General features: G+C 50.7%; 15 protein-coding genes. 8 read left to right on the top strand and 7 right to left on the bottom strand.

Features of this window, described 5'->3' with window-relative positions; genetic code table 11:
- Positions 1-8: 8 nt before the first annotated feature.
- From PAGR_RS05550 to PAGR_RS05540, 3 genes are all read right to left on the bottom strand, one after another.
- Positions 9-1,403 carry a DASS family sodium-coupled anion symporter gene (locus PAGR_RS05550; RefSeq protein ID WP_014605220.1) on the bottom strand — a complete coding sequence of 465 codons (1,395 nt, stop codon included), beginning with the start codon at positions 1,401-1,403 and terminating at the stop codon, positions 9-11.
- A 75-nt stretch (positions 1,404-1,478) separates the two neighbouring features.
- Positions 1,479-2,177 (bottom strand): RraA family protein, encoded by a 699-nt coding sequence (locus PAGR_RS05545; protein WP_014605219.1) that lies wholly within the window; start codon positions 2,175-2,177, stop codon positions 1,479-1,481.
- Between the two features lies 1 nt (position 2,178).
- Positions 2,179-3,138 (bottom strand): hydroxyacid dehydrogenase, encoded by a 960-nt coding sequence (locus tag PAGR_RS05540; RefSeq protein ID WP_014594384.1) that lies wholly within the window; start codon positions 3,136-3,138, stop codon positions 2,179-2,181.
- An 821-nt stretch (positions 3,139-3,959) separates the two neighbouring features.
- Here PAGR_RS05540 and ompC point away from each other — a divergent pair.
- Together ompC and PAGR_RS05530 are read left to right on the top strand one after the other, a co-directional pair.
- A complete protein-coding gene (ompC, locus tag PAGR_RS05535; RefSeq protein WP_014605218.1) occupies positions 3,960-5,063 on the top strand; it encodes a porin OmpC in 1,104 nt (367 codons plus the stop codon).
- 85 nt (positions 5,064-5,148) lie between these two features.
- The gene (locus PAGR_RS05530) at positions 5,149-5,577 is read left to right on the top strand and encodes a GFA family protein (RefSeq protein ID WP_026021031.1); all 429 of its coding nucleotides are present in this window, start codon (positions 5,149-5,151) and stop codon (positions 5,575-5,577) included.
- Positions 5,578-5,744: 167 nt separating this feature from the next.
- On the opposite strand, the gene PAGR_RS05525 is transcribed toward PAGR_RS05530, so the two are convergent.
- Both PAGR_RS05525 and PAGR_RS05520 read right to left on the bottom strand, forming a co-directional pair.
- Positions 5,745-8,846 (bottom strand): multidrug efflux RND transporter permease subunit, encoded by a 3,102-nt coding sequence (locus PAGR_RS05525; RefSeq protein WP_014605216.1) that lies wholly within the window; start codon positions 8,844-8,846, stop codon positions 5,745-5,747.
- Between the two features lie 146 nt (positions 8,847-8,992).
- Complete coding sequence (locus PAGR_RS05520) at positions 8,993-9,280, bottom strand: hypothetical protein (RefSeq protein WP_041930876.1); 288 nt, start codon at positions 9,278-9,280, stop codon at positions 8,993-8,995.
- Positions 9,281-9,528: 248 nt separating this feature from the next.
- On the opposite strand from PAGR_RS05520, the gene PAGR_RS05515 reads away from it, so the two are divergent.
- The 3 genes from PAGR_RS05515 to PAGR_RS05505 all read left to right on the top strand — a co-directional run bounded on the left by PAGR_RS05515 (position 9,529) and on the right by PAGR_RS05505 (position 12,026).
- Positions 9,529-10,068, top strand: a complete 540-nt coding sequence (locus PAGR_RS05515) for a GNAT family N-acetyltransferase (protein WP_014605215.1) — start codon at positions 9,529-9,531, stop codon at positions 10,066-10,068.
- Between the two features lie 195 nt (positions 10,069-10,263).
- A complete protein-coding gene (locus PAGR_RS05510; RefSeq protein WP_014594389.1) occupies positions 10,264-10,962 on the top strand; it encodes a response regulator in 699 nt (232 codons plus the stop codon).
- Entirely contained in the window at positions 10,959-12,026 is a 1,068-nt protein-coding gene (locus tag PAGR_RS05505) for an ATP-binding protein (RefSeq protein WP_014605214.1), read from the top strand. The genes PAGR_RS05510 and PAGR_RS05505 overlap by 4 nt, the downstream gene beginning before the upstream one ends.
- On the opposite strand, the gene PAGR_RS05500 is transcribed toward PAGR_RS05505, so the two are convergent.
- Positions 12,023-12,967 (bottom strand): ATP-grasp fold amidoligase family protein, encoded by a 945-nt coding sequence (locus PAGR_RS05500; protein ID WP_014605213.1) that lies wholly within the window; start codon positions 12,965-12,967, stop codon positions 12,023-12,025. The two genes, PAGR_RS05505 and PAGR_RS05500, sit on opposite strands and share 4 nt — an antisense overlap.
- A 561-nt stretch (positions 12,968-13,528) precedes the next feature.
- On the opposite strand from PAGR_RS05500, the gene eitA reads away from it, so the two are divergent.
- From eitA to eitC, 3 genes are read left to right on the top strand one after another with little or no spacing between them, the layout of a single operon-like run.
- On the top strand, positions 13,529-14,527 hold the full coding sequence (gene eitA, locus PAGR_RS05495) for a siderophore ABC transporter substrate-binding protein EitA (protein WP_013026843.1): 999 nt from the start codon (positions 13,529-13,531) through the stop codon (positions 14,525-14,527).
- A complete protein-coding gene (locus tag PAGR_RS05490; RefSeq protein WP_013026844.1) occupies positions 14,527-15,564 on the top strand; it encodes a FecCD family ABC transporter permease in 1,038 nt (345 codons plus the stop codon). Before eitA ends, PAGR_RS05490 begins: the two co-directional genes overlap by 1 nt.
- Positions 15,564-16,325, top strand: a complete 762-nt coding sequence (eitC, locus tag PAGR_RS05485; RefSeq protein ID WP_014605212.1) for a siderophore ABC transporter ATP-binding protein EitC — start codon at positions 15,564-15,566, stop codon at positions 16,323-16,325. The genes PAGR_RS05490 and eitC overlap by 1 nt, the downstream gene beginning before the upstream one ends.
- Positions 16,326-16,731: 406 nt before the next feature.
- Here eitC and PAGR_RS05480 read toward each other — a convergent pair whose 3' ends face one another.
- Positions 16,732-16,986 carry a FaeA/PapI family transcriptional regulator gene (locus PAGR_RS05480; RefSeq protein ID WP_019106315.1) on the bottom strand — a complete coding sequence of 85 codons (255 nt, stop codon included), beginning with the start codon at positions 16,984-16,986 and terminating at the stop codon, positions 16,732-16,734.
- Between the last annotated feature and the right edge of the window lie 56 nt (positions 16,987-17,042).

Genomic DNA, 17,042 nt, shown 5'->3' with positions numbered 1-17,042 from the left:
TCCTCCGGTTAAATACCTATCAATTTCCAGTAAGGGAGACCAATCAGGAAATAAACGATGACGTTAATCAGCACCATCATGGTGCCCAACAGCCAGAAGGTTTTTTGCGGCACGTAGCCACTGGAGAAGGTAAATACGCCAGCGCCGTTACCGTAGTGCGTCAGAAGTGCGCCGTAACCCGCCGAGAATGCCAGAGACAAGGCAACATACATCGGTTCTGCCTGGGTGGTCATACCGAGGGTGAACAGCACGGGATAGAAGGAGACAACAAATGCGCTGTTGGACACAAAGAAGTAACGCACAGCAAGACTGATAAAGATCAGCACGCCGATTGCGCTAAATTCGCTGAGATGAGACAGGTCAAGGTAGTTTTTAATGACGCCGACCAGGAAGACATAGAATCCCCCTTTTGACAGCGCAACGGCGCATCCGTAAAACGCACCGTACCAGACAAATGTCTGCCAGGCCGCTTTCTCGCTGACGACATGTTCCCAACTAAGGACTTTAAATAACAACAGACAGGCGAGAAAGGCAAATCCGACCGGGATAAAAGGAATACCGGTAATTGATCCCGTCATCCATCCCAAAACGCCCATGATGAAGAAGACGATCAGCAGCTTCTCTTCACGTTTGACCGGCCCCAGTTCACGCAGCCCCTGCTCAGCAATCTCATTAACGTTATCGATCTTTTTCAGTTCTGGCGCATAGACTTTGTAAAGGAGCCAAGGACACAGCAGCAGGATAAATCCGGCAGGAATGATGGCAGCCTTAAACCAGGTCATCCAGTCCAGATTAACCTTCATAATTTCGTTAGCCAGTGAAACAGTAATGGCGTTGGTTGCCATACCGGTTAAAAACAGGCTCGACGTCCCCATCGACACCACATACATCAGGATAGTGAGATAGGCGCCGATCCGGCGGCTACCCTCGTCTGGTTTCGATCCCAGTGCCTCAGCTATATTTCTGAAAATGGGATAAACGATACCGCCAGAACGCGACATATTCGATCCGGTTGCCGGGGCCAGCACCGTATCCGTTACCATCATCAGATAACCCAGCGTCAGCGTATTTTTACCGTAGCGTTTTAACAGAACGTAAGCGATACGCTTACCGAGCCCGGTAATGACAAATGCCTTACAAATAATAAAGGCACTGATAATAAACCAGACCATTGAGGTGCCGTAACCCGCGAAAAGAATATGCGGATCGATGAAGATCGATGCGATGCCCAAAATGATCAGCATAATAATCGCATCAGTGAAAGGCCGAAATACCAGTCCGCACAGCATCGCCAGATAAATGCCGACCATATGCCAGGTCGTGGCGGAAATCTCTTCAGGATTCGGTATTATCCAAAATAAAACCGGAAAGAATACGATCGGGAAAAGTTTTAAATAGAACATATTTTATTACCTTTGCTTTATCACCACGGAAGCATGGCTTCCGTGGCTTGAGCTAGTCGATGTTAGCCAGGCAGACTAACGAAATACGTCGTCAATGAACTCAACGCGCTTCTCATCCAGTGTTTTTCTGACCCAGGCGCGGTTTGCGGTTCCGTTTTTGGCCGCCTCGACTTTGCTCGCGTCAAATTTTGAATAGGCTTTTGCTTTTTCAAGCAAGGCTTCCGCATCACCCAAGGGAACAACAATCACGCCATCCGCATCACCGACAATGAGATCGCCGGGCGATACCGCAACCCCGCCAACGGCAATCGGCGTATTGACCTCGCCGGGGCCTTCTTTAAACGGGCCAGCCGGGTTTGACCCCGTGGCAAACAGAGGAAAGTCCAGTACCGATAAGGCATCAATATCGCGGATGGGCCCATCCAGAACGATACCGGCGATTTTCTTGCAGTGATGGGCGTAAGCCACCATGATTTCGCCCATCAACGCCCGAGAACGGTCGCCTTCGTTGGATACCACGATGACGTCGTTTTCCGTGGCCATATCCAGTGCTGCGTGAAGCATCAGGTTGTCGCCAGCCCGGGCTTTAACGGTAATGGCATAACCCGCCATGACCGGTTTTTGTGGTGAAGAAATACGCTGAATACCGTTGCCCAGTACGGCAATACGATTCATGGTGTCCGCAATATTCGCAGCGGGCAGTTGCGCGTACGCTTTGAGTAATTCAGGGTTGCCTTCAGGACGTTTTAAATAAATACGATTGCCAATAGTCATCTTATTCTCCAAAGCCAGGAACGGGCCAGGTGGGTTTTTTACCAGACAAAACCTCATCAATACCGATTGCGGTATGCAGTGAAGCTCTGTCAGTGGCTTCTTTTGTGGCGGCACCAATATGCGGACCAATCACGACATTACTGAGTGAGAAAACAGGATCGTTCGGGTCGAAGGGTTCTTTCTTTAAGACGTCCAGGCCGGCACCGGCGATAAGATGGTTAGCGAGCGCGTGATACAGCGCTTTTTCATCCACAAGCTTGCCGCGAGCGGTATTAATGAAATATGCAGTGGGCTTCATCATGGCAAATTGCTTTTCGCCGACGAAATCCTGGGTTTCCGAGGTGGTTGGACAATGCAGAGAGACAAAGTCACTTTCCTGAAAAATGCGGTCAAAGTCCTCGGTACGCTCCACGCCTTCTGGCATTTCCGCCTGGGTTTTATAGGGATCGTAAGCAATGACTTTCATGTTGAAACCGTGCAGCGCTTTGAGCGCGACGCGCGAGCCAATATTACCGACGCCCACTAAACCAAGCGTTTTACCGTCCAGTTCGACCTTTGGCGTGCGCAATTTAGCCCAGTAGTAATCCTCCAGCATCTTCTCTTCAACCAGCCTGAAGTTACGCGAGCAGTGCAACATGTAGAAAATAGCCAGTTCTGCTACGGACATGCTGTTAGCAACGGGCGCGTTCAGAACAACAACGCCATGACGTTTGGCCGACTCAAGGTCAACAGTGTCGTAGCCCGCGCCGTGCCGGGCGACGACTTTCAGTTTCTTTGCTGCCTCAAAAACGCGGTCAGACATTTTTGATAGCCGCACAATAATGCCGTCGCAGTCAGGAATATCACGAATAATGTCGTCTTCTTCCATACCTGAACCGGTAATCAGCTCATAACCGCGACTTTCTAAATAAGCGCGCCCTTCTGCCATTATTTCCTGAGGGAGCAAAATTTTATATGCCATGTAAACTTCTCCTGTGTTGAATACGCAGAATGTATTGCAGCGTGCGTGCCAACACCGAAAGAATAACAATCAAAAAATATAATCATTTGATTTTATGATATTTCATAGCCTCAATGCCCCAGACATGTGGTCGCATAAGAGTGATAATTATCACGAATAAAAAATGGGAGCTTTTCAAAAAGAAAAGAGAGATTGATTAACCATTTCATTCTGAAAGTGAAGATGTGAGGCAGTTAACGGTGAATGGATGTTGAGAAACTCAACAGTTTTGCTGAGGACGTAGATCCGGGAAGATAAACACGGTTAACAAATACTTGTGATAAACATATCCACTTTTTCAAACACCTCGTTCTTATTAAACACTATTTTAACAAAGCGCAAATAAACGCTGTACATTATTAATCCGTCTCTCAGGGTAAGATCTCACCTTCAGTGTCAATAAATGAAAAAACTTTAATTACGTAAAAACACTTCCCTCATCTTTATTCTTTTATTAATGAAGTTATAAAAAACAGAGAATGCCAGAAAAACAATTAACAAAAAAGTCATAATAAGAACAAAACAAATAACCCATAAAAAACAACGGAATATTAAAAAAATAGCAACAACGACAATATAAAAACAATAATATCAAGACAAACAAAAAACACATCAGACCTTCTATTTAGACGCAGATCATACAAACACAAATAAATCGAAATGGCAGGAAACTTATCATTGAATTCATACCGCATTGTCATTTAAAAATAGTGAGCCATTTAAGCGCGCCTCATCCATCAGTGGCTCTGGTTAATATAAAATAAAACTACAGGATTTCTCTCATGAAACTTAAATTAGTTGCAGTGGCAGTAACTACATTGTTAGCAGCAGGTGTAACAAATGCTGCAGAAATCTATAACAAAGACGGTAATAAATTAGATCTCTACGGTAAAATGCAGGGATTGCACTATTTCACCAGTGATAAAGGTGAGCGTGGTGACAATTCATATGCTCGCCTCGGTGTAAAAGGGGAAACGCAGATCACCGACCAACTGACCGGATTTGGTCAGTGGGAATACAACATGCAGGCGAACCGCGATGAAAAATCTGAGAGCCAGTCATGGACGCGCTTAGGCTTCGCGGGGCTCAAATACGGTGACTATGGTTCGTTCAACTACGGCCGTAACTACGGCGTGGTTTACGATGTTACCTCCTGGACCGACGTGTTGCCGGAGTTTGGCGGCGACACCTATGGCTCCGATAATTTTATGCAACAGCGTGCCAATGGCCTGGCGACCTACCGTAATACCGACTTCTTTGGCCTGGTATCCGGACTTAACTTTGCCTTACAGTATCAAGGCAGAAACGGCGGTGCTGATGGTGAAGGCAACAGTGTGACGAATAATAACCGTAATGCTGCGAAGCAAAACGGCGACGGCTACGGTGCAGCAGTGACCTATGCCTCTCCTCTGGGCATAAATGCCGGTGTGGCCTATTCTCATTCCAAACGCACACTGGACCAGAACGGTCTGGCATTGGGTGAGGGTGATAATGCCGAAACGTATTCAGCCGCGCTGAAATACGATGCCAATGCCGTTTATCTGGCGGCACAATATACCCAAACCTACAATGCCACACGCGTTGGTAATGGCAACCCAGGTTTCGCCAACAAAGCACAGAATTTCGAAGTCGTTGCGCAGTATCAGTTCGACTTTGGTCTGCGCCCCAGCATCGCGTATCTGCAATCAAAAGGGAAAGATCTTGAAGGCTTTGGCGACCGGGATTTAGTGAAATATGTTGATTTAGGTGCGGCCTATTACTTCAACAAAAATATGTCAGCCATCATCGATTATAAAATCAACCTGCTGGATGAAACCGACTTCACTCAGGCAGCGGGCATTTCAACTGACAATATTCTGGCCGTCGGCCTGGTTTATCAATTCTAATTCCGACGCACTCGTGTTAAGCCAGCTCTCAGAGCTGGCTTTTTTATCACCCGCATATTTACCGCTCTGGGGTACAAGGATGGTTTTGACAACATTTACCGGGCGTTGCCTTTGTGGTGAGTGTCAGTTCGCCGTCGAGATCGATGAACTGAACGTGCATGCCTGTCATTGCACGTTGTGTCAAAAATGGTCAGGCGGGATTGCCATGTACATGGAAGCGGCCAGTGCGCCAGCATTACTCAGGCAGTCAGCCTCGCCCTCATGTTTCACCTCGTCTTTACAGGGTAAACGCTATTTTTGCCCCGGCTGTGGTTCTCCAATGTGGTTGTTGTTGACTGACAGCCAACGCTACTTTATTCCCTGGACACAGCTTGACCTGACTGAAGATGTGCAGCGCCGTCTGGTGCTGGCCGCTGAAATCTACACCGAGACTCAGCCTGCCTTCTGGCGCCTTACAGGGCAATATGCCCGCTTTAGTGGCAAAGCGTTCGAAGCCAGAATGCCGCACCGCTAATCGGTTTCCTCAGCCATCCCTCATGCACTGACGCCAGCGGCGCAGTCACGTCACGTCACGTCACAGCAGTAAAGATCATCACGCCATCTTAACGACCTAATACGCTATCTGACCCGACAAGCGGACGAATGGCTATGTTGCCCTCGCCCGGCCTGATTCAGAGGCGCTTAGCGCTGCTTCGGTTTTAGTTTTTCGACCGCCTTCATCACTGAAAAATAGAACAGGGGTACAAAGAATATGGCCAGCAGCGTGCCGCTGATCATCCCACCAAATACGCCACTGCCGATCGCCTGCTGCGTTCTGGCACTTGCTCCGCTAGCCAGTATCAAAGGTACCACGCCCAGGGTAAAGGCCAGCGACGTCATCAGGATCGGGCGTAAACGCATCCGCGAGGCTTCCAGCGTTGCCTCAACCAGCCCTTTGCCGCCTTCGTGCATCTGTTTAGCAAATTCGACAATCAGAATGGCATTTTTTGCCGACAGTCCAATAATCGTAATCATGCCAACTTTGAAGAATACGTCGTTCTGCATATCCATCAGGCTGACGGCAATGACCGCGCCCAACAGGCCAAGCGGCACGACCAGCATAACGGAGACCGGCACTGACCAGCTTTCATAAAGCGCCGCCAGCACCAGGAACACCACCAGCATGGACAGCACCATCAGCATAGGCGCTTCAGAGGCCGATTGCTGCTCCTGTAACGAGCCACCGGTCCACGCTATTGCAAAGCCTTCTGGCAGTTGTTTCGCCAGCCGGCTCATCTCGTTCAGCGCATCGCCACTTGAATAGCCGTGTGCGGGATTGCCGGTTATCTTGATTGACTGATAACCCTGATAACGAACCAGCTGCAACGGGGAGGTTTCCCACTCCGCATCAACAAACTCAGCGAGCGGTGCCATTCCGCCGGACGCATTGCGCACGTATAACCTGAGAATATCCTCGGGTTGCATACGATATTTCGCATCGGCCTGAATGATGACCTGCTGCATACGATCGCTGTTGGGAAAATCATTGACGTAAAGCGAACCTATCGCGCCGGAAAGCGTCTGGCTGATCTCATCAAAAGCCACGCCCATCGCAAAGGCTTTTTGTCGATCGATATTAAGCCGGATCATCTGCCCATCGGGTAAGCCGTCAACGTACACATCCCGGACGACAGAACTTTTCGCCGCAAGCGCCAGTAACTGCTCCTCCGCCTTCTTCAGCGCCGCATAGCCTTTGCCGCCGCGATCCTGCAGGCGCAACGTAAAGCCCGATGAGTTCCCCAGCTCGTCAATAGCCGGGGGGATCAGATTAAAGGTTTCCGCTTCAGGATTCGCTGACATCACTTTCTGCGCGCGCGCGGCTTCAGAAAAGGCGGTGGCCCCCTGACGATCTTCCCATCCTTTTAAGGTGGTGAAAGCCATGGCGGAGTTAGGCCCGGAACCCGCAAAGCTGAACCCCATTATCGCGATAGTTGACTGCATCGCCGGGCTTGAAAGCACCTGCTGTTCAAAAGCTTTTACCACGTTCAGCGTGCGTTCGCTGGTCGCGTCCGAGGGGAGCTGAATGGAGGTCATAAAGTAGCCCTGATCCTCCTCCGGCAGAAACGAAGACGGCAGGTTTTTTATCGCCAGAAAGAACAGCAGGCACAGCGCCGCATAAACCGCTAACGCACCGCCTACCCGTTTTAATAAACGGCTTACGCCCTGGCCGTAAAGGTAAGTCATTGCTGCAAACTTATGGTTGAACCAGCCAAAGAAGCCCTTTTTATGATGAGCATGCCGATCAACAGGTTTTAACAGCGTGGCACACAGCGCCGGCGTCAGGCTGAGCGCCAGGAAGGCGGAGATCAGGATAGAAACCGCCATTGAGAGCGTAAACTGCCGGTATATCGCCCCAACGGAACCACTGGCCATCGCCATCGGGATAAAGACCGCGCTGAGGACCAGCGTAATCCCGATGACCGCACCGGTAATCTCCTTCATCGCCTTTTGCGTTGCCGCTTTCGGGCCCAGCCCCTCTTCCGTCATGATTCGTTCGACGTTTTCCACCACCACTATCGCATCGTCAACGATGATTCCAATCGCCAGCACCATACCGAACATGGTTAATACGTTGACCGAGAATCCCGCCAGCAGCATCACGGTAAAGGTGCCCAGCAGCGCAATCGGCGCAACAATCGCCGGGATAAAGGTATAGCGAACATTCTGTAAGAACAGATACATCACAAGGAAGACCAGTATCATGGCTTCGATAAAGGTATGAATGACCTTCTCAATCGAGATCTTCACGAAGGGCGTCGTATCAAACGGAATGCTGTAAGCCATTCCCTCTGGCATAGCCTGACGCAGCTCGTTCAGACGGAGTTTGATCCGCTCTGCGGTTTTAACCGCATTGGCGCCTGGCGAAAGCTGAATCGCTGCCGCGGTAGAGACGCGTCCGTTTTCACGGGTGGCAAAACTGTAGGTTTGCGATCCGAGCTCAACCCGCGCCACGTCGCTCAGCACCACGCGAGATCCATCCGGATTGGCGCGCAGGGTAATACTAGCGAATTCCTGGGGTGAACCAAGCTGGCCTTTGACCAGTAGCGGATAGCTGACCTGCTGGCCAGCAACCGCCGGTGCGTCACCGGTCCGTCCGGGCGCGATCTGGGTATTTTCCGTGTTGATTGCCCGACTGATATCGCTGACGGTCAGGCGATACTGGCTAAGCTTGACCGGATCGACCCAGACCCGCATCGCTTTCTCTGCGCCAAACAGCTGCACGCGGCCCACGCCTTCAATACGACGAAGCTCTTCCGTGATATTGCGTGAAAAGTAGTCGCTCAGATCGGCTTCAGTGAGTTTGCCATCTTTAGACGTCAGCCCGACGATCATCAAAAAGTTAGCGCCCGAGGCCTCAACGCTCAGGCCATTCTGCCGCACGGCCTGGGGCAGGCGCGGCTCAATCACTTTGATACGGTTTTGCACATCAACCTGAGCCAGCTCAGGATCGGTGCCGGGCGCAAAAGTCACCGTAATGGATGCCATACCGCTGGTATCGCTGGACGATTCGTAATACAGCACGTGCTTTGCCGATGAAAGCTCACGCTCAATCAGCGCCACCACGCTGTTGTTCATGGTTTCCGGCGTTGATCCCGGATATGAGGCGGTGATGCTGATCGTCGGCGGTGCCACCGAGGGATAAAGCGCTACGGGTAATTTTGGAATGGAGAGCAGGCCAAACAAAATAATAAAAACGGCAATAACCCAGGCAAATACCGGTCGATTAATAAAAAACTGAGGCATGATTTACCCTGACTGAATATAAAAAAGATGAGGGCAGAAAACCGTCACCTGTTACGCTGTAAGCCACACACGTGTGCGTGCTTTTTAGAGTGAGACGCCAGTCTGTCAATTCATCGTGGTGGTAACTGGCTTGTTTGCTGTGTGCATTACGCCTCCTTTAGTCGGCGCAGCGCGGCCTTATACAGGAGCCGGGTCACGCGCCCGCCCCGGCAGGCCAGCGCATTGGTGGTGACCGCCTCCCAGAACGGCGTCTGGGCGTTTCGCTCATGGCGATTAATCTTTTTCACAGGCCGATACATCGTCGCGATCACGCTTCTCCCCTTAACGCTTAACGCTTGCTGTAGCGGTGTGACGCCGGAAGGATGCAAACCGGTGGTGAACAGCAGCAAAAATAAAAAGCAAAAACCGGACCTCACTAAATTACGCGGCGTCATCACGAATACTCTCCAATAATGCGCATTATTCCGGAGTGTACCCGCCTGACAATGACCTATTATGTAAAGTTTATGGAGAGAGTATGGATCGGTAAAAATAAAAAAACGTCGCACACAGCGCAATATATTCGATAGACAATTTAAAAGCGCAGGACATAATATATGCTGAACTTTGACAGGGACAGAGATTATCTGGACACAAAATTACAAGGTATTCTCCTTTATTTTATCCCGGGAAAGGGTTTGAGATGAAAATAGCTGAAAGTGAACGCCTCTTCATCAGGCGTTTTTTGCAACAGGATGCTCAGGGCCTGTTAAATTATTTATCCGCGCCTTATCCGGCCTGCTTTTTCGATGAGAAACTGGCCGATCTTGAGGCCGCCGTCAAGGAGGCGCGGAAAAGGAGCATTGACGCCACGCAGTTTGCCCTGTGTCTGCAACAGACAGGCAACTTAATCGGTCATCTTTTTGCCTGTGATGACGAAGAACCGGATGCCCGTACCCGGAACGTGGGATGGTATCTGAATCCTGCCTATCAAGGCCATGGCTATGCTCAGGAAGCCGCAATCTGCCTGTTTAATTATTTATTTCGGATAAAAAATGTCAGGCGGATTTATGCCTATGTCGCCGATGACAACGCGGGTTCGCAGCGATTATGTCAGCGTTTGGGGATGCGGCTGGAAGGATGCTTTAAAGAGCATGTGTCATTCACGGATCACAATGGCATCGCGATTTATGAAAATACGCAGGTTTACGCCATCCTGCAAAGAGAGTGGTGCATCAGCTAATCGGCGTTCCATGCTTTCTGTCGCCGCGTGACGTTGCTTTTGGCTAAGGTTTGATTGCGGGTTTCATGCTGTGCGCAGTGCTTTTGCTGGTCTGCCTGTCATGACAGGCGTAATGTTCCTGATGAAAGGACGCGCTTCTCCTCCGGCTGTGCTGCCCCATCATCCGCAACAGGTGTTTTTAATTTTGAGGGCGTTATGAGCAACGACAATCTAATCCTTGTGGCAGAGGATGACTTTGAAATCTCTGATATATTAATGAGTTATATCAAACGCGCCGGAATGAAAGCGGTACATGCGGCAGAGGGGGAAAGCGCTCTGGCCTTAATTAAAACCTTACAGCCTGACCTGGTGCTGCTGGATATCCAGTTGCCGCTAATCGATGGCTGGAATGTGCTTTCAACGTTGCGTAAAGAAAGCAACACGCCGGTGATCATGGTGACCGCGCTGGATCAGGATATTGATAAGCTGATGGGGCTTCGCCTGGGTGCCGATGACTATATCGTTAAACCCTTTAATCCTTCGGAAGTGGTCGCCCGTATTGAGGCCGTGCTGCGCAGAGCAAAAAATCAGGCTGTCCCTCAATCCCTGATCAGAACCCGCTTTATGACCATCTACACCGATGAGTTCTGTGTGGAGATCCATAGCGGTGGACAGACGTTTACGCCGGTGCTGACCACCACAGAATTCAAGCTTCTGACGCACATGGCAAAATATCCCCGTAAGGTCTTCAGCCGTGAAGAGCTGCTCAATGCCTGCCTGCCCGAAAGCGACACGCTCGACAGAACCGTAGACAGCCACATGAGTAAGTTGCGTAAAAAATTTGAAGGCTGTGGCTTAAACGGCGTACCGGAAAGCATTCGTGGGATAGGCTATCGGCTGGGTGAACAGAAGTGAATAAAGATAAAGCGCTCAGTCGGCAAATTCTTCTGTTTATGCTGTCCCTGACGTTCACCATCATTATTGTGGCCGTGGTCGGTTCCTATCTGTTTTACAGCTTCATTATTGAAAACTTCCCCGGCGGTTTGTCCGCCAGCAACAGTGAAAGCATGACGGTCTTTGACTGGGTCTGGATCGCTATCAGCTCGATAATCAGCTTCCTGATTGCCTTACTGTTTGCTTTCAAACTCTCCGCCAAGATACTGAATCCCCTGAGTTCCGTTGCCACCAGTTTGCGCCGGATTTCTCAGGGCGATTTGAGCGCCCGCGCCGCAAACAGTCAGAGCAGCTTGGGGGAGGTGAATACGTTAGTCAGGGACTTTAACGAAATGGCGGAAAAGCTGCAGACGCTGGACAACCAAAGAAAGTCCTGGAATGCAGCGATCGCCCATGAACTCAGAACGCCGGTCACGATTTTACGCGGCAGGCTGCAGGGGCTGGTTGAAGAGGTGTTTGAACCCGATCCGCCGTTGTTCAAAAGCCTGCTGCGGCAGACAGAAGGATTATCACGGCTTATCGACGATTTGCGCGTCGTGGGAGCGGCAGAGGGCGGATCCTTTACGCTGGATGTGAAAGCCGTGGCAATGAGCGACGTGCTGGAAAACGTTGGCGCATCGTTTGGTCACCCGTTTCAGGAGCAGGGATTTAACCTCATCATTGAGCAAAATAATGCCGTTACGCGGTGTGATCCGCTGCGCATTATTCAGTGCCTGACCATTTTATTTGATAACGCGCTTAATTACGCCACGCCGGGCATCGTCAGGGTCCGAAGCGGACATCGGGACAACCTGTTTTTTATTGAGGTGGAAGATACGGGGCCGGGCGTGCCCGACGATTTCCAGCGTCATATGTTTGAGCCGTTTCAACGCGGCGCCGCAGGTCGTGCGATAAACCCGGCGGGATGTGGGCTGGGTTTATCCGTCGCGAAGGCGATTATGCAGGCTCATGGGGGCGATATTCGTTACCGCACATCATCCCAGGGCGGCTCCCTTTTTTTACTGCGCTGGCCTGACGCTGACTAGCGCAAGTCCACCTCTGGGCTTGAAGGCAGGCGGAAGGTTTTATGGTACGCCTGCTGTTGCCACATCGCGCCAAGTATCGCGTCCCATTCCTGGGGAATGATTTTGAGCTTACCGCGCTGTGGCGTAAGCGTGATCTCGCTGAAGTACAGGCTGTCGTCCTTTAGCATTAAATCGACCCGGCAATAGTCGATATCTTTTGCCAACGCCTGCGCAGCAGAGAGGGCGCGATAAAACAGCGCCGGTTCCGGTATAAAAAAAGGATGATGGGGATAGGCTATCTGGAAGGGCTGCAGTTCCCATTTTCTGTTGTACACATTCACGTACTCCCTGCCCTGTTCATCAGTAAAGTCGGCTTCGATAATGCTCGCATTGCCATCGAAGCAGTGAATACGCAACATTTCGGGCGTAGTGCTTCTGTCCCTTCCCTCAAACAGTTCAATATATTCTTCACACAGAATGGTGGGCGTAATGTCTTTGTATTGCCACTCTCGCGTGCAGTAATACATGTTCTTTTTCAGGGCTAAATCCAGCGTTAATAAAGCAGACTGACTATCGAACGCCGTTTTGTCTTTGCAGATTATCGTGCTGCCACTGTCGTGATTGCACTTTAAAACGAAGGTATCGGGCAACGCGGCAAAATCAATCTCTTTGGTGCTTTTATAGGTCTTAATTAAGGGCGCGACCGTGACTTCATCCGTGCGGCTGGAAACGTAGTGACGGACAGCGAGCTTATCTGCCAGCAGCGTATAAAGCGGCTTCCTGTCATAGAGCAGCCTGTAGCACATTTTTTCATTCAACGTGACAGGATGAATCAGATCCGGCTCTCTGTTTAACAACGGGCGCAGTCGTTGCGTATGGAAAAGTACGTCGCTAATTAAAAAACACCTGACGATTTTGAGGTTATATTCAACATATTTAGCGATATAGTTCAGCGTCTTCATCTTATCCTCCCCGAAAGTGGCAGGATGATAAGCAGAATAGATTGCTGGAGTTTGTGTGAATGATGGAGCAGAGATGGAGCCGCCAGCCCTTGCCGAAAACGTCGCTGGCGCTGCAGACGCGCCGCGCCGGGGCAACGCAGACGTCTTCCCGCGTAACGCGCTCGCAACCTAGTCAGTCAGTCAGTCAGTCAGTCAGTCAGTCAGTCAGTCAGTCAGTCAGTCAGTCAGTCAGTCAGTCAGTCAGTCAGTCAGGAACGCTAAACCGCGCATTGCCGTACTTCACCCTCTTCTCATGGTTAATATTATTTCATCTATCATTACATTAACTATTACTCCTCTAATTGTAATGAAGGGTTTACTCATCTGTTTTAGCTCAGTGTTATTTATTTTAATAATGACCAGGCTGGCACGTTGATTTCTTTCACTCAAGTAATTTTTATATATTTCAGCTAAAAGCCAACTCATATAATAATGATTTCTATTTACATTTTAGGTCTGATAAAATCCGCCGCGCCAGAATGTTAAAAGCACGCAGTCTCATTTATTAATGGACAGATACTAATGAAAAAAATGCTTAGCCTGTTAAGTTTTATTTTCCTGACAACGAGTTCCGCCTGGGCAACCACCTATCCTCTGACGATTGAAAACTGTGGTCAGAAAGAAACATTCACCAAGGCACCTGAACGCGTGGTGGCGCTTGGGCAGAATACCGCTGAAATTCTGCTGCTGCTGGGACTGCAGGACAAAATGGTGGCCAGCGCATTCTGGCCGACCAAAGTCTTACCGCAGTTAGCGGAACAAAATGCCAAAGTGCCGGTACTGACCGTCGAGATCCCAACGCTGGAATCCATTCTGGCGAAGAACCCCGATTTTGTTGCGGCACAGATCCAGCTGCTGATGGGGCCGAACAGCAAGGTCGCCAAACGTGAAGACTTTGAGTCAGTGGGCATCAACACCTATCTGTCTCCGGGCATGTGTGCCACAAAACAGAACACCGGCGATATCTACGGTAGCCGTGCCACGCTGTGGAATATGTCCTACGTTTATCAAGAGATCGCCGATTTTGCCAAAATCTTTAACGTAGAAGATCGCGGCCAGCAGGTGATCAACGACTTTAAAGCACGCGAAAGCGCCCTGAGAAAAGCCTTCCCGAAAGGTAAGAAAGATCTCTCATTCCTGTTTTGGTTCTCCAGCTCCTCGCCCTCTGCCGACGCTTACGTCGGCGGTAAGAACGGCGCATCCGGTTTTATTGCCAATGTGTTAGGCGGCCATAATGCGATCACCACTGAAACTGAATGGCCCACCGTGAGCTGGGAAAGCATTATTGCCACCAATCCGGATGTGATCGTTGTGACCAGCCTTGACCGTAATCGCTGGAAACTGGATAACGCCGAAGAAAAGATTAAGTTTCTGAAAAGCGATCCGGCGGTCAGCCAGCTGGATGCGGTGAAGAAAGGCCATATCGTGGTGATGGACGGTCAGGCAATGAACCCGACGATTCGTACCCTTTACGGGGCAGAACAGGTTGGCGAACAGTTACGTAAGATGGGCCTGAATTAATGCGTGAAGGGGTTGTTCAGGCACGACGTGGCATGGGTTTTATTGCTGTCGCAATCATCGCCATCGTCGTGCTGTTTATGGTTATCGCGCTCGGCGTCAGCGTAGGCGAATTATCGATACCGTTGAAATCCGTGGTGTACACCGTGACCAATAAACTGGGTATGACGGATGTGCCCGTGAACCGTATTCACGAAAGCGTTATCTGGGACTTTCGTTTAAGCCGTGCGCTGGTTGCGGCGCTGAGCGGTGCCGGTCTGGCCATTTGCGGTGCTGTACTGCAAAGCCTGTTGAAAAATGCCCTTGCCGAACCTTACGTACTGGGCGTTTCTGCCGGCGCATCGACGGGTGCGGTATTGATCGTGGTCTCGGGCGTCGGGGCCGGTGCGATTTCCCTGTCGCTGGGCGCCTTTACCGGCGCCTTTGCCGCCTTTGCCTTTGTTGCACTACTCACCAATGGCGCACGCGGTGGCACAGAGCGTACCATTCTGGCGGGCGTGGCAGCGTCGCAGCTTTTCAATGCGATTACCGCCTATACCATCAGTACTTCAGCCAATGCCCAACAGGCGCGTGACGTGATGTTCTGGTTGTTGGGTAGCTTTAGCGGCGTGCGCTGGCCTGAGTTTCAGCTGGTTTTGGTGATAGTGGTCATCGGTTTAGCGGTCTGCCTGTACTATTCCCGCGCGCTGGACGCATTTACCTTTGGTGACGACGCCGCCGCCTCGCTGGGGATTCCGGTCGGCGTGGTGCGTCTGGTGCTGTTCACGGCAACCGCCCTGATGACCGCCACGATTGTCAGTATGGCTGGCTCGATCGGTTTTGTCGGCCTGGTCGTTCCCCACGTGATGCGCTTCTTTTTCGGCCCGCTACACAGCCGCTTACTGATTGCCTGTGCCATCGCCGGCGCGATTCTGATGGTCCTGGCGGATATTGCTTCACGTATGTTGATTGCGCCGCAGAGCCTGCCGGTTGGCGTCGTGACCGCGCTGGTTGGCGTGCCTTTCTTTGCAATTATTATTTATCGCTCCAGGACGCAATAATGAGCATCAGCGCGGAAAACCTTACCTGGCGGGTAGGAAAAAAAGTCATCGTTAACGATGTGTCCCTGGCGGTCTCGTCGGGCGAAACCGTAGGCTTACTGGGGCCCAACGGATCCGGTAAATCGTCGCTGCTGCGCCTGCTGGCCGGTCTGCGTAAGCAACACACGGGCAAAGTGATGCTGGATGGCAAGGATCTGTCCCTGATTGCCAGAAAGCAGCTTGCCCGCCGTGTGGCTTTTGTTGAGCAACATGCGTTAACCAGCGCCAATATGACCGTACGTGATGTCGTAAAGCTTGGAAGGATTCCGCATCACTCCCCTTTTTCCAGCTGGACACATCACGATGATGAGATAGTGGAAGCCGCGCTGACGCGAGTGGATATGTGCTCACGCTGCGATCAGGGCTGGCAGAGCCTGTCCGGCGGTGAACGCCAGCGCGTACACATCGCCAGAGCATTAGCCCAGGCGCCCAATGAAATTCTGCTTGATGAGCCCACTAACCACCTGGATATTCACCATCAGATCCAGCTGATGAAACTCATTAGCGAGCTTCCGGTCACCAGCATTGTCGCCATTCACGATCTGAATCATGCGGCGCTGTTTTGTGACCGGCTGATTGTGATGCTGGAGGGCGAACTGATTGCGCAGGGAACGCCTGATGAGATACTCACAGAGTCGCTTCTGTGGGACGTGTTCAAGGTCAGGACGAAAATCGAGACGTCGCCCGTCCATGGCAAGAAGCATATTCATTACTATGCCTGATTCAGTGCTGCGTTAAATGTTTAACGCGATGTCACCGTTTCCGCTGCGCCCGGCCAGCCGTTTGTGATCGCCTGTTCTGCCTGCCGGTTTGTGTTTACTCTCAGCTTTTATTCGGTCGTGCCCCTTCAGGCCGCTTTCTGTGCAAGGACGGGCTGCTTGTCGGGCTGCCAGACTTGTCGCGTGCTACGGCGCGCTTGAGACGAGGGCGTTTTTGCCGTGCTGGCCGAAATCTCATCATGGGCAGCCAGCTTGCTGCTGCGCTGCTCCCCTTTCCCCAGGCCATACTAAGCTGGCGCTTTTTCCTTTCATGCACGCCGTTGCCATGCTGATAATGTGTTGTCCCTTAAAAAAAGCGTAGCGTTCAGGGCTGGGCCTGTTATCACGACAGAAATAAGATAATTAAAACTCAGAGGATGAACCACTTGCAGGATTTACGCCCGGGTTCTTTTTTTAATAAACCACTGTTTTCCAGTTTCAATAACCAGTTTCGCGCAGCATAAATAGACATATCGCATTCATCCGCGACATCACGAGTCATGATTCCTTCCGCCTGGCGCTTTATCAGGCACATCATCACATCTTTCATTTTTGGTTTTTTTTCCGTTTCCTGAAGCTGATTCCATTTCGCCTCACACTGAATTTTATAAGCTAAATTTTTCATCGCTGGCTCCCCGTAAGGTAAAAATCCGACTTCATTTTCGAAATCAAACGCTTGTA

The organism is Pantoea ananatis PA13 (genome assembly GCF_000233595.1).
Taxonomy (GTDB): Bacteria; Pseudomonadota; Gammaproteobacteria; order Enterobacterales; family Enterobacteriaceae; genus Pantoea; species Pantoea ananatis.
The sequence above is the reverse complement of the archived record's forward strand: the minus strand, read 5'-3'. Positions and strand labels throughout refer to the sequence as shown.

Coding starts and splice junctions, on each gene's coding strand:
- PAGR_RS05515 (WP_014605215.1), top strand. CDS start 9,529: ATGAAAATAGCTGAAAGTGAACGCCTCTTCATCAGGCGTTTTTTGCAA.
- PAGR_RS05500 (WP_014605213.1), bottom strand. CDS start 12,967: ATGAAGACGCTGAACTATATCGCTAAATATGTTGAATATAACCTCAAA.
- eitC (WP_014605212.1), top strand. CDS start 15,564: ATGAGCATCAGCGCGGAAAACCTTACCTGGCGGGTAGGAAAAAAAGTC.
- PAGR_RS05545 (WP_014605219.1), bottom strand. CDS start 2,177: ATGACTATTGGCAATCGTATTTATTTAAAACGTCCTGAAGGCAACCCT.
- PAGR_RS05520 (WP_041930876.1), bottom strand. CDS start 9,280: ATGACGCCGCGTAATTTAGTGAGGTCCGGTTTTTGCTTTTTATTTTTG.
- PAGR_RS05480 (WP_019106315.1), bottom strand. CDS start 16,986: ATGAAAAATTTAGCTTATAAAATTCAGTGTGAGGCGAAATGGAATCAG.
- PAGR_RS05490 (WP_013026844.1), top strand. CDS start 14,527: ATGCGTGAAGGGGTTGTTCAGGCACGACGTGGCATGGGTTTTATTGCT.
- PAGR_RS05550 (WP_014605220.1), bottom strand. CDS start 1,403: ATGTTCTATTTAAAACTTTTCCCGATCGTATTCTTTCCGGTTTTATTT.
- PAGR_RS05525 (WP_014605216.1), bottom strand. CDS start 8,846: ATGCCTCAGTTTTTTATTAATCGACCGGTATTTGCCTGGGTTATTGCC.
- PAGR_RS05510 (WP_014594389.1), top strand. CDS start 10,264: ATGAGCAACGACAATCTAATCCTTGTGGCAGAGGATGACTTTGAAATC.
- ompC (WP_014605218.1), top strand. CDS start 3,960: ATGAAACTTAAATTAGTTGCAGTGGCAGTAACTACATTGTTAGCAGCA.
- PAGR_RS05540 (WP_014594384.1), bottom strand. CDS start 3,138: ATGGCATATAAAATTTTGCTCCCTCAGGAAATAATGGCAGAAGGGCGC.
- eitA (WP_013026843.1), top strand. CDS start 13,529: ATGAAAAAAATGCTTAGCCTGTTAAGTTTTATTTTCCTGACAACGAGT.